This is a genomic window from Priestia sp. BR_2 (assembly GCF_041954005.1).
In the GTDB taxonomy this organism is placed as follows: Bacteria; Bacillota; Bacilli; order Paenibacillales; family Paenibacillaceae; genus Paenibacillus_AQ; species Paenibacillus_AQ lautus_A.
The window spans coordinates 84,897-108,850 of sequence record NZ_JAVFHM010000188.1 but is presented as its reverse complement, the minus strand read 5'-3'; the positions used below and the strand labels follow the sequence as shown (position 1 = coordinate 108,850).

At 55.5% G+C, this 23,954-nt stretch carries 20 protein-coding genes; 1 reads left to right on the top strand and 19 read right to left on the bottom strand.

The features are described 5' to 3' along the window. Positions 1-106: 106 nt before the first annotated feature. The 12 genes from rsmB to RB298_RS10765 all read right to left on the bottom strand — a co-directional run bounded on the left by rsmB (position 107) and on the right by RB298_RS10765 (position 14,714). Positions 107-1,489 (bottom strand): 16S rRNA (cytosine(967)-C(5))-methyltransferase RsmB, encoded by a 1,383-nt coding sequence (gene rsmB / locus RB298_RS10820; protein WP_486047044.1) that lies wholly within the window; start codon positions 1,487-1,489, stop codon positions 107-109. After that, entirely contained in the window at positions 1,486-2,427 is a 942-nt protein-coding gene (gene fmt / locus RB298_RS10815) for a methionyl-tRNA formyltransferase (RefSeq protein ID WP_486047043.1), read from the bottom strand. Before fmt ends, rsmB begins: the two co-directional genes overlap by 4 nt. Beyond that, complete coding sequence (gene def / locus RB298_RS10810) at positions 2,424-2,918, bottom strand: peptide deformylase (RefSeq protein WP_015734332.1); 495 nt, start codon at positions 2,916-2,918, stop codon at positions 2,424-2,426. The genes fmt and def overlap by 4 nt, the downstream gene beginning before the upstream one ends. A 43-nt stretch (positions 2,919-2,961) precedes the next feature. Further along, positions 2,962-5,490, bottom strand: a complete 2,529-nt coding sequence (gene priA / locus RB298_RS10805; protein ID WP_036665915.1) for a primosomal protein N' — start codon at positions 5,488-5,490, stop codon at positions 2,962-2,964. After that, a complete protein-coding gene (gene coaBC, locus RB298_RS10800; protein WP_192572559.1) occupies positions 5,490-6,743 on the bottom strand; it encodes a bifunctional phosphopantothenoylcysteine decarboxylase/phosphopantothenate--cysteine ligase CoaBC in 1,254 nt (417 codons plus the stop codon). The genes priA and coaBC overlap by 1 nt, the downstream gene beginning before the upstream one ends. A 124-nt stretch (positions 6,744-6,867) precedes the next feature. Next, positions 6,868-7,068, bottom strand: coding sequence for a DNA-directed RNA polymerase subunit omega (rpoZ, locus tag RB298_RS10795; protein ID WP_009592612.1), 201 nt, complete (start codon positions 7,066-7,068; stop codon positions 6,868-6,870). Between the two features lie 57 nt (positions 7,069-7,125). Continuing rightward, the gene (gene gmk, locus RB298_RS10790; protein WP_009592584.1) at positions 7,126-7,698 is read right to left on the bottom strand and encodes a guanylate kinase; all 573 of its coding nucleotides are present in this window, start codon (positions 7,696-7,698) and stop codon (positions 7,126-7,128) included. Between the two features lie 13 nt (positions 7,699-7,711). Beyond that, positions 7,712-7,972: an extracellular matrix/biofilm regulator RemA gene (remA, locus tag RB298_RS10785; RefSeq protein WP_006209218.1), complete on the bottom strand. Its 261-nt coding sequence runs from the start codon at positions 7,970-7,972 to the stop codon at positions 7,712-7,714. Positions 7,973-8,025: 53 nt separating this feature from the next. Beyond that, positions 8,026-8,913, bottom strand: coding sequence for a YicC/YloC family endoribonuclease (locus tag RB298_RS10780; protein WP_486047042.1), 888 nt, complete (start codon positions 8,911-8,913; stop codon positions 8,026-8,028). A gap of 38 nt (positions 8,914-8,951) precedes the next feature. After that, the gene (locus RB298_RS10775; RefSeq protein WP_486047041.1) at positions 8,952-10,823 is read right to left on the bottom strand and encodes a bifunctional homocysteine S-methyltransferase/methylenetetrahydrofolate reductase; all 1,872 of its coding nucleotides are present in this window, start codon (positions 10,821-10,823) and stop codon (positions 8,952-8,954) included. A gap of 182 nt (positions 10,824-11,005) precedes the next feature. Next, positions 11,006-11,842: a diaminopimelate epimerase gene (dapF, locus tag RB298_RS10770; RefSeq protein WP_036666168.1), complete on the bottom strand. Its 837-nt coding sequence runs from the start codon at positions 11,840-11,842 to the stop codon at positions 11,006-11,008. Between the two features lie 76 nt (positions 11,843-11,918). Beyond that, positions 11,919-14,714: a calcium-translocating P-type ATPase, SERCA-type gene (locus RB298_RS10765; RefSeq protein ID WP_486047040.1), complete on the bottom strand. Its 2,796-nt coding sequence runs from the start codon at positions 14,712-14,714 to the stop codon at positions 11,919-11,921. Between the two features lie 184 nt (positions 14,715-14,898). Between RB298_RS10765 and RB298_RS10760 the strand changes: the two genes are divergently transcribed. Continuing rightward, complete coding sequence (locus tag RB298_RS10760) at positions 14,899-16,662, top strand: Rqc2 family fibronectin-binding protein (protein WP_486047039.1); 1,764 nt, start codon at positions 14,899-14,901, stop codon at positions 16,660-16,662. A 107-nt stretch (positions 16,663-16,769) separates the two neighbouring features. Here the strand turns inward: RB298_RS10760 and RB298_RS10755 are convergent, their stop codons facing one another. From RB298_RS10755 to RB298_RS10725, 7 genes are all read right to left on the bottom strand, one after another. Then, positions 16,770-17,636 (bottom strand): PHP domain-containing protein, encoded by an 867-nt coding sequence (locus RB298_RS10755; RefSeq protein ID WP_096773134.1) that lies wholly within the window; start codon positions 17,634-17,636, stop codon positions 16,770-16,772. Positions 17,637-17,678: 42 nt separating this feature from the next. Beyond that, entirely contained in the window at positions 17,679-18,575 is an 897-nt protein-coding gene (locus RB298_RS10750; protein WP_015734323.1) for a selenium metabolism-associated LysR family transcriptional regulator, read from the bottom strand. A gap of 116 nt (positions 18,576-18,691) precedes the next feature. Next, positions 18,692-19,129 carry a hypothetical protein gene (locus RB298_RS10745; protein ID WP_009589660.1) on the bottom strand — a complete coding sequence of 146 codons (438 nt, stop codon included), beginning with the start codon at positions 19,127-19,129 and terminating at the stop codon, positions 18,692-18,694. Positions 19,130-19,548: 419 nt separating this feature from the next. Further along, entirely contained in the window at positions 19,549-19,812 is a 264-nt protein-coding gene (locus tag RB298_RS10740) for a YlbG family protein (protein ID WP_006209210.1), read from the bottom strand. A 47-nt stretch (positions 19,813-19,859) separates the two neighbouring features. Further along, positions 19,860-20,297 (bottom strand): YlbF/YmcA family competence regulator, encoded by a 438-nt coding sequence (locus RB298_RS10735; RefSeq protein WP_009589694.1) that lies wholly within the window; start codon positions 20,295-20,297, stop codon positions 19,860-19,862. A gap of 103 nt (positions 20,298-20,400) precedes the next feature. Continuing rightward, positions 20,401-22,119, bottom strand: coding sequence for a helicase-associated domain-containing protein (locus tag RB298_RS10730; RefSeq protein WP_486047038.1), 1,719 nt, complete (start codon positions 22,117-22,119; stop codon positions 20,401-20,403). Beyond that, the gene (locus RB298_RS10725; RefSeq protein ID WP_486047037.1) at positions 22,116-23,924 is read right to left on the bottom strand and encodes a DNA repair helicase XPB; all 1,809 of its coding nucleotides are present in this window, start codon (positions 23,922-23,924) and stop codon (positions 22,116-22,118) included. The genes RB298_RS10730 and RB298_RS10725 overlap by 4 nt, the downstream gene beginning before the upstream one ends. Between the last annotated feature and the right edge of the window lie 30 nt (positions 23,925-23,954).

The window sequence follows — 23,954 nt, the reverse complement described above, 5'->3', positions numbered from 1 at the left end:
TCTCTTTTTTCATTCTTCCTATTCTAACATAAATAAAAGAGACGGTAAAAGAGGAAAACCCGCCGGCATAGGCGGGATACGACTATAGTCATGGCGGCAAGCGCCCTTAAGAGGAACGTCTGCCGAGTCTGGCAATGTAAAAGCCGTCGCTGTGATAGTGCTGGGGCAGGATTTGAATGCCGCCGCCTCGCGCAAGCGAATTCTCGCCCAGCCGGCTTAAGGCTCCAAGGCCGTCTTCAGCAATGGCGAATTCGGAATGTCCTTCCAGAAAAGCAGATACCACGCCTTCATTCTCCATCGGTTCAATCGTGCACGTGCTGTATACCAAAATCCCTCCGGGACGCAGCAAGGTCGAGACCGACTCCAACAGCCTGAGCTGCAGCGCCGCAATCTCATGGATGTCCTCCTGGGACTTGCCCCACTTCAGATCCGGCTTGCGCCGGATCACGCCAAGGCCGGAGCAGGGAGCATCCAGCAAAATTCGGTCGAAAGACGCAGGCTCGAAGCGATCTGCCAAATCCAGCGCGTCCCCCGTCACGATCGAAATGCTGTCCAGTCCCAAACGGCTGGCCTGATCCGATATCAGCTTGCCTTTATGGGCATGAATATCGTTGGCGACGATGCTGCCCTCGTCCTTCATCAGCTCGCCCATATGGGCGCTCTTTCCGCCCGGGGCCGCGCAGCAATCGAGGATGCGCATGCCCGGCTCAGGCTGAACGGCCTCGGCCACGAGCATCGAGCTTTCGTCCTGGATCGAGATCATCCCGTCACGATACCAATCGGTCAAGGCCATATTGCCCGCGCCCTTAACGACAATCCCGTAGGGACTAACCGACGATGGGGAAGCAGCCAGGCCATGGCTGCCCATTAACTTCAGCATGTCATCGCGGCTGATCATCGTGGTGTTCACCCTCACGCTGACAGCCGGCGGTTCATTGTTTGCGGCACAGATCGCCTCCGTTGCCTCCGTACCGTACTGGGAAATCCAGCGCTCCACCAGCCACTGCGGATGGGAATGCAGAAGGGAAATGCGCTGGGCGTCCGTCATATCCTCCGGAATGGCCAGGGTTTCCTTCTGACGCAGAATATTCCGAAGCACCCCGTTCACCATGCCGGAGATCCCTTGATGCCCGCGGCGCTTCGCCAGATTAACTGCTTCGCTGACAACCGCATGGTCCGGGATCCGATCCAGGTACACGATCTGATAAAGGCTGATGCGAAGCAGCGCCCTTACCCAAGGCTGAAGCTTCCGCACCCCTTTGTTGACAAACTTGTCCAAAAAATAATCAAGCGTGTTCAGCCGCGAGATCGTGCCGTAGATCAGCTCCGTGGCTAGTCCCGCGTCGCTCTTGGCAAGCGAGGACTTCTGCAGAGCGGAGTTGAGCAGGAGATTGCTGTACGCCCCCTCCTGCTCAACCTGAGTCAATACATTCATCGCCAGCTCCCGGGGAGAGTCCAGGCGTCCCTTCGGGCTGCGGTTTCCGCTCACGACAGCACCGTCCCGGCCGTCAGGCTCGTCCCGCGGACGAATTGCGCCGCATCCATTGCCTTCTTGCCGCTAGGCTGAACCGTAAGCAGCGTCAGCGTACCGTCGCCTGTTTTCACGACGATCCCTGTCTCATGCAGCTCAAGCACGGTCCCGGGCTGCGCATCCCCAGATGGTTTCTGGGCGCTGTCCGGCTTAGCCGCTGCCCATACTTTAAACACTTCGCCGTTCCACAGCGTGAACCCGCCGGAATAAGGAACCAGGCCGCGAATCTGATCGTAGATTTCGCGGGAAGTGCGGCTCCAGTCGATCTTCTCGTCATCCCGGGTCAGATTCGGAGCATACGTTGCCTTCAAATCGTCCTGAGGCTCGGCCTCCACTCTGCCCTTCACGAGCCGCGGCAGCTCCCGCCGAAGCAGCTCCGCGCCGGCTTGGCTCAGCTTCTCGAACATGGTTCCAGCCGTATCATCATCTTCAATAGGGACCTCGGTGCGGGCGATCATGTCCCCGGTGTCGAGTCCCTCCGCCATATACATCAGCGTGATGCCTGTGACGGACTCTCCATTGATGATGCTCCGCTGAATCGGCGCTCCTCCCCGATAAGCGGGGAGCAGCGAGCCGTGGACGTTCAGGCAGCCAAGCGCCGGCATATCCAGCACCGATTTCGGCAGGATTTGGCCGTACGCGGCCGTGACGATCAGATCGGGTTTATATTCGGCCAGTTCGGCCACGGCTTCCGGATTCCGCAGTCGCTGCGGCTGCAGGACAGGGATGCCGTGACGAAGGGCGGCTTCCTTGACCGGCGTCGGGGTCAGCACTTTTTTGCGCCCCTGCGGACGGTCCGGCTGCGTAACGACGGCGGCTATCGTGTATCCTTCGGCAATCAGCATTTCCAGACTGGGTACTGCAAAGGCGGGGGTGCCCATAAATACGATATTCATCGGTTCTCCAACTCATTTCTCGGCTGTTCCGGAACATACTCATACACCCGGTCGGCGATTTCCGTAAACAGCACCCCGTTCAAATGATCGATTTCATGCTGAAATGCTCGCGCAAGCAGCCCTGTACCCGTAATGACAAGCTCATTGCCTTCGCGGTCAAGCCCCTTAACCGTTACTTTCTCCGCACGTCGAACATCCCCGTTCCAGCCTGGAATACTCAGGCAGCCTTCCGGCCCGAATTGCTCGCCTTCGCTCTCCACGATCTCCGGATTGATCATCTTGATCAAGCCGTGCTCATCGCCCGCATCGATAACAATCAGGCGCTTCAGTATGCCGACCTGCGGCGCGGCCAGCCCGACGCCTTCCGCATCGTACATGGTATCGGCCATATCGTCCAGGAGCTTTTGAACGTTCGGCGTAATTTTAGTAACTTCCTTTGCCTTTTTATGAAGAACCTCATCCGGTTCTTTAACGATAATACGAATCGCCATGTCTACGACACCATCCTTGTGCTTTTCATCATTATATGCGCTATTACATTAACATTTGCGGATCAACGTCAATACTGATTTGGAGCTTGCCGTCCCGCGCCGAATCCTGAAGCTTCTCGGCAACCGAACGCACCAGCGAGACAGCATCCATCGTTCCCCGCCATTTTATCATACATTGAAATCTGTATCTATTTTTTAACCGCGGAATGGGGGAAGCCACCGGACCCAGGATATCGAGCGCGCTTGCGTCGAACCGGTCCAGGCTTCCGAACCATCCCCGGCGGTCGGATTCGCTTTTGATGGCGGCGGCAAAATTCTCTGCCAGTCGTACGAGCAGCGGCAGCTGTTCATGCGACAGCGTCACCAGAATCAGCCTGCAGTACGGCGGATAATGGAGCGCTTTGCGGTGCTTCAGCTCATCCTTGACGAAGGATAAATAATCATGGCTGCTTGCATGAATAATCGAATAATGCTCAGGCGTGTAGGATTGGATGACCACTTCACCCGGCAGCTGATGGCGTCCCGCTCTTCCGGCCACCTGGGTCAGCAGCTGAAACGTCTTCTCGGCCGCCCGGAAGTCGGGCAGGTTCAGCGCCGAATCGGCCGTAATGACGCCGACCAGGGTGACATCCGGGAAATCCAGGCCTTTGGCGACCATTTGGGTTCCAAGCAGCACGTCGCCCTTTTTATCCCGAAACTGCTTCAGCAGCTTCTCGTGGGAGCCCTTCTCGGTCGTCGTGTCCACGTCCATCCGAATGACGCGAATCCCTGGGAACAGCTTGGCCAATTCTTCCTCGACACGCTGCGTGCCCGTACCGAAATAGCGTATATGCTCGCTCCCGCAATCCGGGCATACCTCCGGGGCCTGTGCGGCGTAACCGCAATAATGGCAGCGCAGATTGTTCGATTTCTGATGGTAGGTCAGCGAAATATCGCATTCCGGACAGCCTGCCACATATCCGCAGCTCCGGCACATCACGAAAGTGGAATACCCCCGCCGATTCAGCAGCAGCACCGTTTGTTCTCCGCGTTCCAGACGCGCCGAAATCGCGGCATGCAGGGAGCGGCTGAACATGGAGCGATTCCCTTCCCGGAGCTCCTCCCGCATATCCACGACCTGAACAGCCGGCAGCTGGTTGCCCAGCGCCCGGCTCGGCATCTCCAGCAGATGCGGAGCAAAATCATCCTGAGCCTGCGATCTGGCCGCATGGTAGCTTTCAAGCGAAGGCGTTGCCGAGCCCAGAATGACGGCTGCGCCTGTCAGCGAGGCACGGTGAATCGCCACGTCCCTGGCATGGTACTTCGGCGTTTCTTCCTGCTTATATGAACTTTCATGCTCTTCATCCATAATAATAAGGCCAAGTCGGTCAAACGGCGCAAACACCGCCGATCGTGCTCCCACGACAACCGAAGCCCGGCCTTCCCTAATTTTGCGCCATTCATCGTAGCGCTCACCATCCGAAAGCCGGCTGTGCATGACGGCCACACGGTCGCCGAAGCGGGCTTTGAACCGCTCCACCATTTGGGGTGTGAGCGATATTTCGGGCACCAGGACAATCGCCTGACGCTCCTGATCCATGCAGCGCTGAATGGTCTGCAGGTAGATCTCGGTCTTGCCGCTGCCCGTTACCCCGTGCAGGAGAAACGCGCCATGCTTGCGTTCATCCAGCTTGCGCACGATGCTCCGGTACACCGCCTGCTGCTCCGGCGTGAGCGCCAGCGGGGCGCTGGGCGTAAAGTGCCGTCCCCGGTACGGGTCGCGGAACACTTCGACATCCTCAAGGGTAATCAGTCCCTTGTCGGCCAGCGCCTTCACGGTGCCTGCGGTGACGCCGAGCGTCTGCAGCAGATCCTTCTGCGATATCGGCAGGAAGTCCTCCATCTCTACGATATATTGGAGCACTTCCTTCTGCCGCTGAGCCTTAGCCGGGAACGAAGCCAGCGCCACATGCGCTTCCTCGCTCGAAACGGCAAGCTCTACGGCTTTCATCGTTTTTTTCTGCAGTTTGTCCTTGATTTGCTGGAATTCGCTTAACCGCCCCCGGCCGATCAGCGCTTTTACGGTGGCTGCCGCATCCGGAAACGCTCGCGTTAACTGCTGGAGCGACACCTCGCCTCGCTGACTGACAAACCGGATGATCTCCTGCTCCAATTCGCTTTCCGGGAGGAGCGCGAATAATCCGCCGCTTTCATCCGACAAGCCCGCGTCCGGCTCGCCAAGGGAAATATACCGCTCGGCTTTTCCCTTCAGCGCCGTTGGCAGCATCGATTGAAGAGCGGATATATAACGGCATGCATACCGCTCTTTCATCCATTCTCCAAGCTCAATCAGCTCAGGCGAGAGCGGAGGCATCACATCGAGGACTTCCTGAATGGGCTTCATTTTGGCCGTATCCATCTCGGGCCGGGGATGCAGCGAAACCACGAATCCCTGAAGCGTACGGTGACCGAACGGCACGCCGACCCGGCTGCCTACCTCGACCCATGGCCGGAGCTCCTCCGGAATCAGATAATCAAACGGACGGTCCGTATCCTTGGACGGCACGTCCACAATCACACGGGCCATTTCCATCAGGATAACCTCCCGGTCAACCGTTCGGCCGCCAGCGTTAACAGCCTCATGGCCACTTCCTCCTTGGACATCACGGGCAGTTGCAGGACGAGCCCTTCTGCATCGAATATATGAACGCTGTTCGTGTCCGTGCCAAAGCCGGCGCCTTCCTGCGTAACATCATTGGCAACGATCAGGTCGCAATTTTTGCGTTTCAGCTTTTCCCTGGCGAACTGCTCCACCGTATCCGTCTCGGCGGCAAATCCGATCAAGAACTGGGAGGTCTTTTGGCGTCCCAGGCTTTCCAGGATATCCGTGGTCTTGACAAGATCCAGCGTCATCGTTTCCCCGCGCTTCTTGATCTTTGACGTCGCCGCCTCCGCAGGACGATAATCGGCGACCGCTGCCGCCTTAACCACGATATCGCTCGTATCGAACACGCGTTGCACCGCTTCGTACATATCCTGGGCCGACTCCACTCTCTCGGCAGGAATCCCCTCTGGCGGGGCTTCATCGGTATGAGCCGCAATGAGGTGGACGTCCGCTCCCAGCTGCTTGGCGGCTTTAGCAATCGCAAACCCCATTTTTCCGGAGGAATCATTCGTGATATAACGGACCGGATCAATGCGCTCGATCGTACCGCCGGCCGTGACAACCACTTTTTTGCCGTGCAATATGCCTGTCGATCCGCTTTCCACATCCTGATTCGACGCCGCGGACTCGGCTGCGCGCCCTTGGAAAAACCGTTCAACCACATCCACGATCGTATCGGGCTCCTCCATCCGTCCCTTTCCGACGTATCCGCATGCCAGAAGTCCCTCTCCGGGTTCAATCATGGACACCCCGCGGGAAACCAGCGTCTCCATGTTGGCCATGACGGCCGGATGCGTGTACATATGCACGTTCATCGCCGGCGAGATCATGACAGGAGCCGTGGTCGCAAGCAGCGTCGTGGTCAGCATGTCATCCGCCAGGCCATGTGCCATCTTGCCGATGATATTAGCCGTCGCCGGAGCAATCAGCACCAGATCGGCCAGGTCGGCCAAGTGGATATGCGAGACGACCGAGGGGTCCCTTTCGTCAAAAGTATCGCTATAAACCGGGTTTTTGGTCAGCGTCTGCAGCGTTAATTCCGGAATGAACTGCTTGGCGGATTCCGTCATGATGACATGCACATCCGCTCCCCTCTGGACAAGCCTGCTGCATAAAGTCGCTGCTTTATACGCGGCAATGCCACCTGTAACGCCAAGTACGACGACTTTTCCGTTCAACATGACAATCCCCCGCTTTCCATTAGTATGAAGGCTGTACTTTCATATCTTCTCAAAAAAATAACAACCTTTCGGTTGTCACATTTTCGCGCGCTAACGCATGGTATTCGAATGTTGAAAAAAAGCCTTAGTCCTCTCCACGCTCGATCTTCACGTAATCGCCATAGATTTCTTCCAGAGCGACACCGACGAACTTATGGGATTTCGGATGTTTCAACTCGCTGACTTCTCCTTCACGCAATTGGCGTGCACGGCGGGAAGCCGCAACCACAAGAGAATATTTACTGTCCACTTTATTCATCATTTCATCAATGGATGGATATAACACAGTCGAAGCACCTCTTCTTTATTTACTTGAAAGTTTACGCCGTCTATGAATAACAGCTTACTTTCTCACCTTACAATGTTCGGCTATAATGATAGATTGTATTCTCTCGCAAGCAAGATTGATTTCATCGTTCACTACGGCATAATCATAATGCTGCAGCAGATTGATTTCGTCAACAGCTACGGACATGCGGTGGTCGATCGTGGCCTGACTTTCTGTCCCCCGGCCCTGGATCCGATCTTTCAGTTCGTCCAGCGACGGCGGCATCAGAAACACAAAGATACCGTCCGGAAACTTCTCCTTGACCTTCAGCGCGCCCTGCACTTCGATCTCCAGTATAATATCCTTGCCGGTGGCTAATGTTTCTTCCACAAAATCTCGAGGGGTTCCATAATAGTTCCCGACGTATTCCGCATATTCGAGAAGCTGGTCGTTCTCAATCATATCCATGAATTGTTCCCGACTTTTGAAAAAATAGTTTACGCCGTTTACCTCGCCGAGCCGCGGCGAACGCGTCGTAGCCGACACCGAATACACCAGTTCCGGAACCCGGCTGCGAAGTGCCGTACAGACGGTTCCCTTTCCAACCCCGGAAGGACCGGACAATACAATCAATAATCCTTTAGACATAGTACTCCTCATCTTATTCGTCGTTGTCGTCATCTTTGCTGGACAGACGGTGAGCCACCGTTTCCGGCTGTACGGCCGATAAAATCACGTGGTCGCTATCGGTAATGATAACAGCCCGCGTCCTTCGGCCATATGTAGCATCAATCAGCATATGACGGTCCCGTGCTTCTTGAATGATCCTCTTGATCGGAGCCGATTCAGGACTCACGATTGAGATGATCCGATTGGCCGATACGATGTTTCCGAAGCCAATATTAATAAGTTTGATTGCCATAGTGCGGTTGCTCCCCCTATACATTTGACTCTTACTTGCCGATGAAACTGCGGTTATTCCACATTGGCGGCTTGTTCACGAATCTTCTCCAGTTCCGCTTTCATTTCGACAACACGGTTTACCAGAGTCAGATGATTGGCTTTCGATCCAATCGTATTGACTTCTCTGTTCATTTCCTGAATCAGAAAATCCAGTTTACGGCCTACAGGGCTTTTCTGAAGAAGCAGCTCCCTGCATTGTTCCAAATGGCTGTGAAGTCGAATCAACTCCTCGTCCACATTGGAACGTTCAGCAAACAGAGCGACTTCCATTCCGAATATATGTTCATCAACAGCAAGCGATCCGTCATCAAGGGATTCAATGCGCTGCCGCAGGCGCTTCCGGTATTCGGCCGGAACCTCCGGCGCAAGCTCGGTCATCTCCCGGTGCAGGTGCTGCAAGCGGTCAAGCCTTTGCCCGATATCCTTCGCGAGAAAAGCGCCTTCCCTGCTGCGCATCTGGACCAGACCCTCAAGCGCTTGTTCCAGACCTTGAAGAAGCGCATCATTCCATAACCCCTGCTGCGCTTCATCCATGGAAAGTCCGCTCGGAGTAACAAGAACATCTGGCAGCGTCAAAATATCCCGCACCGCCAGATCTCCCGTGATTCCGTATGACTTCAAATCCTCGGCTGCCTGTAAATACGCTTGAACCATGGCATGGTTCAGCACGGCACCCTGAGACTCGCCGTTGTTTTCCTTGTTAATATAAACATCAATCCGTCCGCGTCCGATCCGGCTCTGTACCGCCCGTCGAAGCGAATCCTCGAAGAGTGCCCATTCACGGGGCATGCGAAAGACGATCTCGCAGTACCGGTGATTGACTGACTTCACTTCGAAAGAGATACTATAGCCTTGAAAATCGACAACGGATTGCCCATATCCGGTCATGCTCAATGACATCGGAATCACATCCATTACACTATTGTAATTGATAATTATTAATGAAACAAGGGGGTCAATCGGCGGCCCGATTTCTCCCAGACGTACTCCATTAATTGTACGCTCATTTCATAGAACATAAACGGCGTCATCAAATAGATGCCGTTAAAATGATCTGTCGCAACATCCAGCAGCTCCTTGCCGATCTTGACGCCCATCGCCCGGCCCGCTTCGCCTTCAAGTCCCGCCATGCGGCTGCGGACTTCGTCCGACAGCTGAATGCCCGGCACCTCATTGTGCAAATACTCGGCATTGCGCCCGCTTGCCAGCGGCATGATGCCGATGAAGATCGGAATATCCAGATGCGCCGTCGCTTCCCGAAGCCTAACCATTAACTCGGGATCGTAAACGGGCTGCGTCATGACGTAATCGGCGCCCGAAGCAATCTTCTTCTCCAAGCGGGCAACCGCTTTGTCCAGATGTCTTACATTCGGATTGAACGCTGCCCCGACAACGAATTTGGCTTTTTGCTTCAGCGGCTTTCCGGAGAAAGCAATGCCGTCGTTCAGCTGCTTGATCATCCGAATGATTTCAAACGAGGTCATGTCGTAAACCGAGCTGGAATCCGGCAAATCCCCAAAACGGGCCGGATCCCCCGTCACCGCAAGCACATGATCGATGCCGAGCGCGTCGAAGCCCATCATGTGCGACTGCGTCCCGATCAGGTTCCGGTCGCGGCAAGCAATGTGGATCAGCGGCCGCAGTCCCGTGCGTGCTTGTACCAGATGTCCGAGAGCCATGTTGCTCATGCGGGTTACGGCCAGCGAGTTATCCGCAAGGGTCAGCGCATCGGCTCCCGCTTTTTTCAAAGCTTCCGCGCCTTTCATGAACTTGGTGATATCCAAATCCCTCGGAGGGTCCAGCTCCACGATAACCGTATGCCGTTCCTTTACGATATCGACAATCGTCGGCTCCCCGCTGCGCTCGTAGAATTGCTCCTGGGCGGTTTCGTGAATCACGATCCGGTTGATCTCCGCCTCTTCGACGGCAGGGAGCGGCGAAGGAACGTAGCCGGATAGCGCCGAGGAAATTTCCGCGATATGCTCCGGCGTCGTCCCGCAGCAGCCGCCGATAATGCGGGCGCCGCGATCCGCAAACTCCAGGGCCGTTTTCCCGAAATACTCGGGACTCGCGCCATACCGGTATTCCCCGTCCACATAATCGGCGATTCCCGCATTCGGGTAGACCGAAGCCGGAAGATTCATGATGCCGTTCAGGGTTTCCAGCGCGCGCATGATGCCGTTCGGCCCCGTCCGGCAGTTAAACCCGATCACGTCCGCGCCTTCATGGCTCAATATGCGGTATGCATCCGGCATCGTGAAGCCGTCCAGCGTGCGGGCAATATCCTCCACCGCGAACTGGCAGATCACCGGCAGGTCGCTCAGCATCCGTGCCTGCGCCAAAGCCAATTGCATTTCATCCACATCGTAGAACGTCTCGAGCAGGATGCCGTCAACGCCTTCGGAGATGAGTACGGACAGCTGCTCTTCGAAGTAACGCTTGAGCTCGCTCGTGGAAATATTGCTTCTTTTGCCTGCCCGAATGGAGCCGACCGCTCCCACCACATATCCTTGATCGCCGGCGGCTTCACGCGCAATTCTCACGCCTGCGCGGTTGATCTCTCCTACCCTCGCCTCCAAGCCGTATTTGGACAGCTTGTCATAATTGGCTGAGAACGTGTTGGTCTCGATGACCTGTGCACCAGCCTCAACATACTGGCGATGAACGTTCCCGATGACCTCCGGAGAGGTTAAATTCAGTTCTTCATATGAAATGCCTACAGGAAATCCTTTTTGATATAAATAAGTACCCATCGCGCCGTCACCGACCAGTACCTGATTCTCCCATGCCTGCCGAAGATTCGGTTTCATCGCGTTTTCTCCTCCACCCGACGTTTATTTTCAACTAATGTATCATAAAACCTCTGCAAAGATAAAGAGACAAAAGGGAGGCCTTTCGAAGGCCTCCCTACCGTGTCCGTCCCTGCAGGACAAACTTATGAACCTACTGTTTTTTTCAACTGCCGGAGGAAGAGAAGCGGCCAGCGCATGCCCTAAATTGCCAACTTCCCTTTATATACAACCTCGGCCGGTCCCGTCATGTACACATGGTTGTCAAGCTCATCCCACTCGATGAACAGATCCCCGCCCTTAAGCGAGATCGTCGCGCTGCGGTCTGTGGCACCGTTCAGCACGGAGGATACCAGCGTCGCGCAGGCGCCGGTGCCGCAGGCCAGGGTCGGTCCCGCGCCGCGCTCCCATACCCGCATGTCCACTTGACCGCGTGAATTCACCGTTGCAAACTCCACGTTGATCTTTCTCGGGAAGAGCGGGTGCACCTCAAGCTTAGGCCCCCATACGCCGAGATCAAAGTTCACCGCATCGTCCACATAAATGACGCAGTGCGGATTGCCCATGGAAACGGCAGTGAATCGGAATTCCCGGCCGTCCACTTCAACGGGATGATTCACCACCGGATTGAGATCGACCAAGGTCGGCACGCTAAGTCCGTTCAGGACCGGTTCGCCCATATCGACCCTTACGCTGCTTACTTGACCGTCCTGCACCGTAAGACGCACCTGCTGCACGCCGGCTCCGATGGTTTCTATGGTAATCTCCTCGCGGTCGATATGGCCGTGATCGTACACATACTTCGCGACGCAGCGGATGGCGTTGCCGCACTGCTCCGCTTCGGAACCGTCCGAATTCATAATCCGCATCATGAAATCAGCCTTCGCGGAAGGCAAAATATATACAAGTCCGTCAGCACCGATGCCGAAGAAGCGGTTGCACAGCTTCACGGCCAATTCGGATGCATCGGATGGAAGTTCCCGTTCGCCGTATACGACAACGAAGTCGTTGCCCAATCCATGCATTTTCGTAAATTCCATCATAAAAACCCATCTCCTCTGCAATTGCTACGCTCGTGCTTAGCATATCGCAGAGGTGATGGGCTATCCATTCATTTTACGCCGAAATATTTGCACTCTTCGTCATCATGCCGCGGCGGTTCCGGTTGCGGTTCCGTCTGCCGCCCCACACGCTTCCGGCCCCCATCAGGAAGGTAGGAATGCCGGCGGCGACGAGTGTCAATGCCCACTCTTTCAGGCCAAGCGGAACCGTCTTGAAGATCGGCTGGAACGCCTCGATGTACATGACGCCGAGCATCAGCAATACCGAGGACAGCACGGCCAGAACCAAAGCTTTGTTCTGAAGCGGGTTCCGATGGAAAATCGAGCGCGAGCTGCGGCAGTCGAACACATGGATCAGCTGGGCCATGACGAGGGTAGCAAAGGCAACGGACTGCGCCTTGGCCAGCTGCGCCGGATCATTCGGCGCGATGCGCAGCGTGACCCAAAATGCGCCGAGCGTGCACAAGCCGATCAAGATGCCGCGGCTGATGATTTTCCAGCCTAGGCGTCTGGCGAAAATATTTTCCTTGGCCCCCCGCGGCTTGTGCTCCATCAGGTCCTTCTCCGGCTGGTCCACCCCGAGCGCCATGGCCGGGAGCCCGTCGGTGACCAGGTTTACCCACAGAATCTGGATCGGAACGAGCGGAAGCGGAAGCCCCATCATCATCGCAAAAAACATCGTCAGGATCTCGCCGACATTGGAGGCCAGCAAATAGCGGATGAATTTGCGGATATTTTCATAAATGCTCCGCCCCTCCTCAATCGCCGAAACAATCGTGGAGAAATTATCGTCACTTAGCACCAGCGACGACGCTTCCTTCGTTACGTCCGTACCGGTAATGCCCATGGCAATCCCGATATCCGAGGCTTTGATGGCCGGTGCATCGTTCACGCCATCCCCCGTCATGGCAACCACATGCCCCTTCCGCTGGAGCGATTTCACGATGCGAAGCTTGTGCTCGGGAGAGACGCGGGCATAAACGAAGGTTTGATCCACCCTCGCATCCAGCTCCTTGTCATCCATTCGGGATAACTCCTGTCCCGATAGCGACAGACCGTTCCTTGGCAGGATCCCGAGCTGGGCCGCGATCGCTTCCGCCGTTGTCCGATGGTCGCCCGTGATCATGACGGTCTTGATTCCGGCGCGGCGGCACGTCGCAATCGCGTCGCGCACTTCACGGCGCGGCGGATCGATCATTCCGGCCAGCCCCACAAAGATAAGCTGGCTCTCGGCCTCTTTCTCCGTTTCCGGCTTATCATAGGAACGCAAATCCCGGTAAGCCAAACCAAGCACGCGCAGCGCGTTGGAAGCCATGCCTTCATTGGCGGCCAGCACCTTCTGACGGAGCGTGGAGGTCAGCGGCACGACGTTCCCGTCCCACATGATATAAGCACAGGCGTCCAGCAGGACGTCCGGTGCGCCCTTCGTGCAGAGCAAGCGTCCGCCCTGATGACTGACGATGACGGACATCAGCTTCCGCTCCGAATCGAAAGGAAACTCTTTGTCTCTTTGGTAGATAGAGTTCAGGCTGCCCTTCGTCAATCCCATTTTGGACGACAGCGTCAGCAGCGCTCCTTCTGTCGGGTCCCCTTTTAACTCCCAAGCAGCTGCCGCCGGCTCCTCCTTGCCCTTGCGCTTGCTCCGGGCTTCCTCCTGCACATTCTCATAGATCTCCGCATTGTTGCACAGCCCGCTGATTTGCAGCAGTCTGCGAAGCCCCTGATCGGATCTCAGCTCGACAGGCTTGCCTCTGTGGAGGATTTGACCCGTCGGGTCATACCCGTGCCCGGTCACTTCCAGCGTACGTCCTCCCAGCCAAACCTGGGTCACGGTCATTTTATTCTGCGTGAGCGTCCCCGTTTTATCCGAACAGATCACCGATGCGCAGCCCAGCGTCTCCACGGATGGCAGCTTGCGCACGATCGCTTTGCGCTTGATCATGCGCTGCACGCCGAGGGATAGCGCAATCGTGACGATGGCCGGCAGCCCTTCGGGAATGGCCGCTACGGCCAGGCTGACCCCTGCGAAGAACATCCCTGCTGCAGGCTGTCCATGCAGAATGCCTGCGATTACGACCAAGACCGTCAGCCCCAACGACACGGCGATCAGAATTTTGCCCAGCTGCTCCAGGCGATGCTGCAGCGGCGTCTCCTGGGATTCCGTGTTTTGGATCAAATCGGCGATTTTGCCCATCTCCGTATCCATTCCGGTCCGGATGACAACGCCTTTACCCGTGCCGCGGGCCACCATCGTTCCCATGAACCCGATGTTCTTCCGGTCGCCCAGCGGAACTTCCGCATCGTGGATCGGCTCGGCATGCTTATTTACCGGCAGGGACTCGCCGGTCAAGGCGGACTCCTCGACGCTGCAGCTGTTGATCTCGAGCCAGCGAACGTCGGCCGGGATACGGTCTCCGCTCTCGACGAGAATGACATCGCCAGGTACGAGTTCTCTGGCCGTTAGCTGCACCACCTTGCCGTCCCGGATGACCTTGGAGGTCGGCGCGGACAGCTGCTTCAAGGCCCGAAGCGACCGCTCCGCCTTGAATTCCTGGATGAAACCAAGGATCCCGTTGATCAGGATGATGGCCACGATCGTGACGGCATCCAGATACTCGCCCAGCAGGCCGGATACCAGGGTGGCCCCAAGAAGCACCAGCATCATGAAATCCTTAAATTGATTCAAGAGCAGAACAAATGGAGAAATTTTAACGCCCTCGGAGAGCTCGTTGTAGCCACTTTTTTTTCGTCTCTCCCCGGCTTCCTCTTCCGTGAGGCCGTGCTCCGGATGCATCTGCAGTACTTGCTGCAATTCATCCGTGTCCATCTGGTGCCATTGCTTTTGTTCCATGCTTCCTTTCCCTCCCGGTTGGTTTTGCAAGTTCCGGCGGATGACAGCTTTTCCACCCTTTCTACGTAAATGTATTCGGACAGGTCCTGAATTATCACAGAAGGGGCCTTAAGTTTTTAAGGGAAATATGGCATCATAGAGAAGTACGATTAGGAAGGGTAACAGACAGATAGGAGAATGAAGGATGGCACTAGACGGCATTGTCACGCGCGCGATCGTGCATGAGCTTCAAGCCTGCCGGGGCGCACGAATCAATAAAATATATCAACCGAACGATCGGGACATCGTGTTTCACATACGCACCCAGCAAGGAAACGCCAAACTGCTGCTCTCCGCAAACCCCACGTATCCCAGGGTGCATCTGACGCAGGAAACGTTTCTCAATCCGGCCGAAGCGCCGATGTTTTGCATGATTCTGCGCAAGCATTGCGAGAGCGGCATCATCGAGGACATCCAGCAGGTGGGCATGGAGCGGATCATCCATATGACGATTCGCCAGCGCGACGAGCTCGGGGATGTTTCCTCCAAGAAAATCATCGTGGAGCTGATGGGCAGACACAGCAACATCATTCTGCTTGATCCCGCGAGTGATACCATACTGGACGGCATCAACCATGTGACGCCCGCCATCAGCAGCTACCGCGTGGTCATGCCGGGATTTTCCTACACGAATCCGCCGGAGCAGCATAAGCGGAATCCGCTCGAAACCGAGCAGGAAGCTTTCCGGGAGTCCTGTCTGGTGAACGAGGAGTCGGCGGTCTCATGGCTGGTCGGCGAATTCAGCGGCCTAAGCCCGCTGGCAGCGCAGGAAATAGCCCACCGTGCAGGAGAAGGCCATCCGGGGGGAAACGAAGGGGAAAAAGATAAAGATTGCGGCAGCCTGTGGCGTGCATTCGATGAGGTGATGGGGCAAGTCCGCAGCCATCAATATACGCCTGTTACAGGTGTCAATCCCAAGGGCAAATCGGTGTTCTCCGTCATACCGCTGACATTGCTTGCGGACGAGACCAGAACCTACGAATCGGTCAGCCAATGCATGGAGGATTATTACGGGGATAAGGCACAGCGGGACACGGTTAAACAGAAGGTCAGCGATCTCCTCCGATTCCTGCAGAATGAACGGACCAAAAACATCAAGAAGCTGGATAATCTGAACAAAGATTTGGAGGAAGCCGGCGATGCCGATCGGTACCGGATTTTTGGCGAGCTTCTCTTCGCCTCGCTCCATCAGATTCAGAAGGGCGACCGCGAAGTCCAGCTGATCAACTTCTACGATGAAGAGCAGGCGACCGTCACCATACCGCTGGATCCGCTCCTGACCCCATCGGACAATGCCCAGCGTTATTTCAAAAAGTACAACAAGTATAAGAACAGCCTCGCTGTCATCAACGAACAGTTAATCAAAACCCGCGAAGAGATCAACTATATCGAGAATCTTCTGCAGCAGCTGTCGCATGCTTCCCTGAACGACATCGATGAAATCAGGGACGAATTGGTCCAGCAGGGATATTTAAGAGACCGCAGCCGCAAAACGAAGAAAAAGAAGAAAAACGACAAGCCGACGCTGCATGTCTATACTTCATCCGAAGGCGTCGAGCTCTATGTGGGCAAAAACAACCTTCAAAACGAATACGTGACCAACCGTCTCGCTTCCTCAAACGACACCTGGCTGCACACCAAGGATATCCCGGGTTCCCATGTGGTCATCCGCAGCAGCGAGTACGGGGACGCAACGCTCCAGGAAGCGGCGCAGCTGGCGGCTTATTACAGTCAGGCCAAAGAATCCAGCAGCGTGCCCGTCGACTATACGCTCATTCGCCACGTCCGCAAGCCGAATGGAGCCAAGCCCGGCTTTGTCATCTACGACAATCAGAAAACGCTGTTCGTGACGCCGGACGAGCAGCTGATCAAGGCCATGCCCAATTCGGTAAAAAACAATCGCAATTAAAATGAACGGAAGACGCGGATAGATCTTCATTCAGCCAAAAAAACGGGTACCCCGGAAGGTCAAAATGACCATCCGAGGTACCCGTTTTTCTTACCGTTCCGTCCGTCTTAGGTCCTTGCCCGTGCCTGTTGAAGCCGGTCCAGCACCTGGGTGGATACCTGGCGGCTGCCGATATCCCCATGGAATACCTGGCCCTGCCTCTGTCCATGGTAATCCGATCCGGCGGTCACGATGAAGCCGTACTCCTCGGCCATCGCCAAGTAACGTTCCTCCTCCGATACCCCATGGTCCGAATGATAGACTTCGATCCCCTTGAACCCTGACTCTTCAATGACCGTTCTGACCAACGCATCATCGCCGTAGAGCCCGGGGTGCGCAAGCACCGGCACGCCGCCGGCTTCACGGATCCATTCGCAGGCTTCCTTGGGATGGATCCGCGGCTGCGGTACATAGGCAGCAGCACCCTGGGCGAGATACCGGTCGAAGGCATCCCGCAGATCCAGGGCATGTCCTTTATGGACCAGCGCATCCGCAATATGCGGGCGTCCGATGCTCTCATCGGGCTCCAGCGGCCGCCCCAATACCGCAATGACTTCCTTCATCGTAAGCTCGATGCCAAGCTCGCGAAGCTTAGCCAAGATCTTCTCATTGCGCTTCTCCCTCGTGCGGCGAAGCGCTGCCAGCCGCTCCAGAAACACGGGGTCCCGGTGATCGACGTAATAGCCCAGAACGTGAATATCCGTCCCGCCTGCCATGGTGCTGATTTCTACGCCGGGGACCACGATGATGTTCAAGCGCTCTCCCGCTTGCAGCGCTTCCTCGATGCCGGCTACGGTATCATGATCCGTAATGGCCAAAGCCCCCAGCCCCCGCTCATAGGCAAGCTGCACGTTCTCCGAAGGCGTATTCATTCCATCCGAAGCCTGGGTGTGCGAATGAAGATCGCAGCCCTTTCGAGACGCGAGTTTATCCATGGCGTTCAATCTCCTTTCGTTGTATATACGGGTATGCTTGCATTAACGCCGTCGCTCTCTTAAATAGGCCAAAAACGTCATCGCCGACATCGGCAAGAGCGCCGACCGCAAATGAATGGAATAGAAATTCCGTTTAAATGACGCATCCGCGATATCGATCATTTTGACTAACCCGAGCGCCGTCTCGTGCTTAACCGTAGAGGTTGACAGCATCGTGATGCCGAGTCCTTCCTCTACCGCCGATTTGACCGCTCCCGTGCTCCCCAGCTCCATCACCGTCTGGATGCTCTCGGGATCGTGCCCCCGCTCCAGCAGCACGTCCTCCATGACCTTCCTGGTGCCGGAACCTTTCTCGCGCAGCACAAACGGATACGTCAGCACATCCTTCAAATATATCGCATCTTCCCTTTGCGCTAAAGGATGGCTGGAAGGAACGATCAGTTTCAGCTCATCCTCCATGACCGCATCCAGCACCATGTCCGGATGTTCCACCGGAGCCTCGATCAGTCCGAAGTTCAGTTGATGGCTTGCGATTTCCTCGAGAATCTGCGTAGTGTTCATCACTTTGAGCATTATCGATATGTCCGGGTACTCCCGGCCGAAGGGCCCCAGCAATCGCGGCAGCACATACTCCCCGATCGTCAGGCTTGCCCCGAGCTGCAGCCTTCCCTGAAGTTTGTTCGAGAACGCCGCCATGGCCGCGTCCGTGGCCTGCGACAGCTCCAGGCTCCTGCGGGCAAAGGGGAGCAGCGTCCTCCCGGCCTCGGATAACTCCATGCGCTTGGTGGAACGGATGAGCAGCTTTGTCCCAAAGTACTCCTCCAGCGCCTGCACCTGCATCGTCACGGCCGGCTGGCTCATATGAAGCGCTTGCGCAGCAGCGGAAAAACTTCCGCGCTCGGCCACCGTGTAAAAGATATGTAGCTGGTGAAAATTCATCGTTTCGGTTCCCCTCTCGCTGCCGCTCTTGTTTTATATTGTAACGGATCTCGGCAGCGCATACAAAAAAAGACATCCGCGCTTACGCTCGCATGCCATTTCATGACTTTATTTCTTTATTTACGCTTGCGGCTGTTCTTGATCAGCGTCATGCGGCGCGAATGACGAAGCCATGAGTAATAAGACTTCAGGTCCCGAAGCTCAATGGTTTCGGACATACGCCCCAAAAATGTTACAATGATCATCCGATGCAGTGGGTTGCCGATCAGATCGCGTTCGTGCTCCAGCTCCGAGAACTCCGCCACAACCACCAGGTCGTCGTCGATCAGATAGACATCCTGTTCGTTGCGGTAATACGGCACGATCCGGTCCTGCTTCAAGCACTCCCACATCCAAGTCCCGATTTCCTCGTGGGAGGTGTCATGGCCTTCCACCCGGTCCGTATAACGGCTCTTTGCATGATTGGTAATCACGATATCGGCTACCTTTTTATCATTTAACGTAATATAAAACGGCTCATAGGTGCTCCACCGCTCAGTCCCTTTGTCGCGCATGGAATATCACTCTCCACCAAATGGGTCTTTGTATCTATGTATATATACCCAACATATTACATCATTCCACTATCATTCACAAGATTGAAACCTCGCTTCTTGTGAACAATCACCGAAAATTTAGAAATAGCTCTAATTGCATCCTGGTGCGGAAGGTGCAAATCCGGATGGAATGATGGGTCCCATTAAAATGTAAATTGTACCTTACTTATACTATTTTATCAAATGGCCTTCCGATTTATGCCAATCTATCGCCGCAAATCGAAATAATCTTTGGAAGTTCGTGCGCGACATGCGAGGCTAATACTTTCCAAGGCTTTAAAAAAAGCGGCCCCAGAGGGGCCGCTTTACGCTTTTCTCGTATTCTTACAAGATACGCGATATGCGATTTACACGGATTCTCGAGCAGGCACATCCTGCTAGGGACCGTAAAACTTGGCTTTATCCGGCCCCTTGCTGCTGTACTCTGTCTTAATCTCGTTCCGGTAGGAGCGCTCGATCTTACGAACGTAGGACAATCTCCGGATGTTCTTCATTGTCTCTTCGGCACGGTCAGCGTTGACGTACATGACAACGTAATGCATGCGGCGCGATATATAATGGACGCTGCCGTATTTCTCCAAATTCCTTGCTGCCTTAACATCGCTGACCCATATAATAAAACCCGTCCGTTCAGCCAACATCCTAAGCTCCTCGCCTCACTTTCGTCTCTATCTCTAATGTATGCCCGTTATCCGCACGAGCAGGCTCCTCCGCTGCCGCACCCCTTCTTCGGAAGAGGGTCATTGCCGGGAACCTTGATGCTCTCCGAAACCGAAAAAGCAATCCTTTCCGACATGGAATGCAGCAGATCGTCCAGATTTTTCTCCGCCTGCTTGAACCGGGCTACGGGCTCAAAAGCCTCCAGTTCCGCTTCCACCGCGGCTACTTCATCCTTGGCCGAATGGTAATTCGGGTGAAAGTGGCCGAACCGCTGCGTCTCTTCGAACAACTCCTTCTTCGATTCAAGCTTTCTGACCAAAGCCTGAATCATGGGGTCATTCTCAACTGCCTGCTTCCAATATAGATAATCCGCCACTTCGACGGAAGCATTAATCATGTCGCCTATTTCGTAGGCATAGGTGAGCACCTCGGCCATATCGACCGTGTTTATTTCCGATACGCTCATGAACTCATCCCGCTTTTCTATTAAATTTGGCCCGCGTGTTGATCGTGGACTCTTTCATCATAGCATAACGCTCGTATCTTAAGAAGGGGGAATTCAAACGCTTTTACGGAATCACAAGCCGCATTTCCCTCCATTCCCCTTCGCCTAACTCCACGATGGCTCCCGTCTTATCCGAATCCGGATCGTATAACGCACCCGAAATTTTCCACGGCTGACGCAGGATTTGAAATGGAATGAATTCCATGCGGCTCCCATCGACGGCAATCTCCAATTTGGCCGACAGCTCCAGCGCCTGCTCCATCATTTGTTTGGCCGTCGAGCCGTGGTAAGAGCGCCAATCCCGTGTCCACATGACAGGAATCCGGTTCAAATCGGGAATGACCGACGATGGATCCGGCATGGTGTCATCAGGTTCAAGTGCAAGCTCGCTTCGTGCCGGGCGGATCAATCCGCAGGAGGGACGGCTGCGAGTCCCCCACTGCATAGGGTAACGGTCATTTCCATCAGTACCCGCAAGTTCCGTATCCTCTTCCGGAGGAGCCTCTTCATAGCGCAACGACTCGTTCAGGCCTGCCCTGTCCATCTCCTTGCCCCATTGGTATAAAGCAGCTTGCACGTTCTCCGGCATTCCAGCGGCTGCATGTTTCGAGAAAAAGGCCGCGATTCCCTCCGGCTCCACTCCGGCTTTTGCCGCCTGCATCACCGAATCTCTGGTCAGGCGATAGACCGTCATCACATCATCCAAAATCCGCTCCGTGCAGCAAGCAGCTTGAAACTTAACGGAATTCGGCACATTGGGCGGTATCAAAATGTCAAAATCCGGCTGAATGAACAGACCCGATGATCCGGTATCGGCCCCTTCGCTTCCATCCAGCAAGGAGGAGGGGGCCACACGCCAGCGGATCAGGAATTGACCATCGTCATCGATGCCCAAATCGGTGTAACCGCAGCCGGTTAATAACCGGAGCCATGAAGCGGCTTCCTCCGGCAATAATTCTTTTCCGGTGGATGCACCTCCTTCCAAAGGCTCAGAGACTGCAGCGGGCATCTGCCAGGCGCGGTACCACACCCCGCCGGACAGCGACGAGTGACATATCCGCCAAGTCCAATGCTGAAACTCGGCCGAGTTCGGAATGTAGCGTTCCATCATGTGAAGAAGGACGGACCGGTCCATCGCTTCCCGGGAGAGCATAAGCCAACGCCGCAATGCGGGACGGTTCAGCTTCAGTTCCCCCTGCTCTGCAACGACCAGCTCAAACGTAAACAACAGATCCAACACCATCGCGACATGTGGAGGGTACGCATCCGCATGATCATAGTGAAGGGCGAGCCCTTCGACATCGTATGGCGTTAAGGCGATCTCGCCCCCCAGTTTCTGAATACATTTCTTATGCAAAATCCCTTTAGCGGTCAACGATACGCGGTTCTTGGCCATATATACGAGAACATTGAACATATCGATCGCTATGCCGCTTCTTGCCTCCTGCTGAAGCCTCACGGATGCGGGAGGGATGGAGCCTGTTTCAAGCGCCTCCACAGGACCACAGCCTTCTTGGAGGATCTGCAGCTTGTCAAAAGGAATGAAATACAGCCTCTCGCCCCAACCTCTCTTGACCGCTCGCACCCATCCTTGTTGTCTCAAGGAGATGAAGGCAAGCTGCGCCTCCACGCCGCTCAAGCGGGGAAATCGCAATGAGCGCAGCTTGTCGTCATCGAAACCCTGCCCGGCAAAGCGGCGCCAGATATGGTGGAGGACCGATCGCTCCTTCGGAAGAAGCCGTTCCAGGCTCATCGTGTCCGCCATGTCCTGCTGTCTCGTCATCTCCACGAGACCTCCTTCCCGTCGGGATGCTGATAGGAACGGGGATTTCGCATCGCGATCAGATCCAGGAAAGCCGCCGGCTGCTTTGCATGTATCGCGTGATATTCGTACCCCTGCTCAATCAGAAACAGCTGTCGCCGGATCGCAAAGATCTCCTCCCGGCTGTCCTCCGTTACCAATGCATAAAAATAAGCCCGATTCTCCCCTGACTTCGGCCGCAGCAAACGTCCAAGCCGCTGCGCTTCCTCCTGCCGCGAGCCGTAGCTGCCCGAAACCTCGATCGCTACGGAAGCATCGGGCAGATCGACCGCGAAGTTTGCCACTTTCGATACGACAAGCACGCGAACGTTTCCTTCCCTGAAGGCGTTATACCATTCGTTGCGCTGATCCTGGGTCATTTGTCCCGTGATGAGCGGGGCCTGCAGCTCCCTGGAAATGGCATGGAGCTGATCCAGGTATTGTCCAATGATGAGCGTCTGCGCATCCTTGTGGACATCCACGAGCTGCCGAATCACATCAAGTTTGGAGGGATTCTCGGCAGCCAGCCGATATTGCTCCCTTTTGCCAGCCGTTTCGCAGGCTTTTCTGATCTCGTCCGGCAGCGGCACCTTAATCTCCGTGCAGGTCACCGAAGCAATCCACCCTTGCGCCTCCAGCCTTTTCCACGGCATTTCATATCGTTTGGGACCGATCAGGGAGAACACGTCGCTCTCCCTTCCATCCTCGCGAACCAAAGTGGCGGTCAGGCCAAGCCTGCGGGTCGCCTGGATGTCGGCCGTCGCGCGGAATACCGGAGCGGGAAGAAGATGAACCTCGTCATAAATGATCAAGCCCCAGCGCCGTTCATTAAACAGCTTCATATGCTGCTGCTCCTCCCCCTTGCCCTGCCGGTGGGTCAAGATGTGGTAGGTAGCGACCGTCACCGGCCTGACTTGTTTGCGCTGACCGGAGTATTCGCCGATTTCATCCACGGACAGCGTCGTTTTCTGCATCAGCTCGGCGATCCACTGCCTTACCGACGTGGTATTGGAAGTGAGGATCAGCGTCTCGCATTGCAGCTCGCGCATGGCGGCGATGCCAATGACCGTTTTCCCGGCCCCGCATGGCAGGACCAGCACACCGTTGCCGCCTTCGCCGCCAATATCCCTGAAGGATTCGGCAGCCTTCTGCTGATAGTCGCGAAGCTCGAACCGCTGATCGTTGGATCCGCCGTTCGAATCTTCAAAGCGCTCGCTGCCCGATTTTTCTCCCCACCAAAGAATGTTCAGGTATTGCCCGTCCATATATCCCGCGTGGTCCAGCACAGGATAGCCGAGCCGGGTCATCTCCTGCTTTAACACGCCGCGGCGGTCCGAAGGCACCTCTGCTTCCTTCGGCGAAATCAACCTGACGCCGATTTCCCTCAGGGAGCGATGGGACGTCAGCTCCTGCATCAGGGCTTCCTCATTGCTGGATAACAGCAATGCACGTTCAAGCGTTGGATGCGGGAGCAGCGACAGCTGCCCATAACGCCCAACGAGCTGGCGAACCTCTTCCAGCAGGGCGGCCGGCACGTCCCAACGCGACAACGACTGAAGGCTCGAGCAAATGGCTTCAGCCGACATGCCCCCTGCAGCGGCGTTCCATAAAGATAAAGGGGTCAAGCGATATGTATGAAAAGACGCGGGACTTTTGATCAAATCGGCATATTGGGCTAGCTGCTCGCGCGCAGCCTCCGCATCCGCATGGGCGGTTTCAAGAAGTATGGTCCGATCGCGCTGGACGATGCAAGGCTTGTTGTGCACCCTTATTCCTCCTCGTGACATTCGGTCATCTTAAAAAAAAGAAGTCCACAT

Bases quoted from the DNA above. Each gene is read 5' to 3' on its own strand.
- fmt (WP_486047043.1), bottom strand. From the start codon at position 2,427: ATGAATATCGTATTTATGGGCACCCCCGCCTTTGCAGTACCCAGTCTG.
- def (WP_015734332.1), bottom strand. From the start codon at position 2,918: ATGGCGATTCGTATTATCGTTAAAGAACCGGATGAGGTTCTTCATAAA.
- priA (WP_036665915.1), bottom strand. From the start codon at position 5,490: ATGGAAATGGCCCGTGTGATTGTGGACGTGCCGTCCAAGGATACGGAC.
- coaBC (WP_192572559.1), bottom strand. From the start codon at position 6,743: ATGTTGAACGGAAAAGTCGTCGTACTTGGCGTTACAGGTGGCATTGCC.
- gmk (WP_009592584.1), bottom strand. From the start codon at position 7,698: ATGTCTAAAGGATTATTGATTGTATTGTCCGGTCCTTCCGGGGTTGGA.
- remA (WP_006209218.1), bottom strand. From the start codon at position 7,972: ATGGCAATCAAACTTATTAATATTGGCTTCGGAAACATCGTATCGGCC.
- RB298_RS10780 (WP_486047042.1), bottom strand. From the start codon at position 8,913: ATGTCATTGAGCATGACCGGATATGGGCAATCCGTTGTCGATTTTCAA.
- RB298_RS10775 (WP_486047041.1), bottom strand. From the start codon at position 10,823: ATGAAACCGAATCTTCGGCAGGCATGGGAGAATCAGGTACTGGTCGGT.
- dapF (WP_036666168.1), bottom strand. From the start codon at position 11,842: ATGGAATTTACGAAAATGCATGGATTGGGCAACGACTTCGTTGTCGTA.
- RB298_RS10765 (WP_486047040.1), bottom strand. From the start codon at position 14,714: ATGGAACAAAAGCAATGGCACCAGATGGACACGGATGAATTGCAGCAA.
- RB298_RS10760 (WP_486047039.1), top strand. From the start codon at position 14,899: ATGGCACTAGACGGCATTGTCACGCGCGCGATCGTGCATGAGCTTCAA.
- RB298_RS10755 (WP_096773134.1), bottom strand. From the start codon at position 17,636: ATGGATAAACTCGCGTCTCGAAAGGGCTGCGATCTTCATTCGCACACC.
- RB298_RS10750 (WP_015734323.1), bottom strand. From the start codon at position 18,575: ATGAATTTTCACCAGCTACATATCTTTTACACGGTGGCCGAGCGCGGA.
- RB298_RS10745 (WP_009589660.1), bottom strand. From the start codon at position 19,129: ATGCGCGACAAAGGGACTGAGCGGTGGAGCACCTATGAGCCGTTTTAT.
- RB298_RS10740 (WP_006209210.1), bottom strand. From the start codon at position 19,812: ATGTTGGCTGAACGGACGGGTTTTATTATATGGGTCAGCGATGTTAAG.
- RB298_RS10735 (WP_009589694.1), bottom strand. From the start codon at position 20,297: ATGAGCGTATCGGAAATAAACACGGTCGATATGGCCGAGGTGCTCACC.
- RB298_RS10730 (WP_486047038.1), bottom strand. From the start codon at position 22,119: ATGACGAGACAGCAGGACATGGCGGACACGATGAGCCTGGAACGGCTT.
- RB298_RS10725 (WP_486047037.1), bottom strand. From the start codon at position 23,924: ATGTCACGAGGAGGAATAAGGGTGCACAACAAGCCTTGCATCGTCCAG.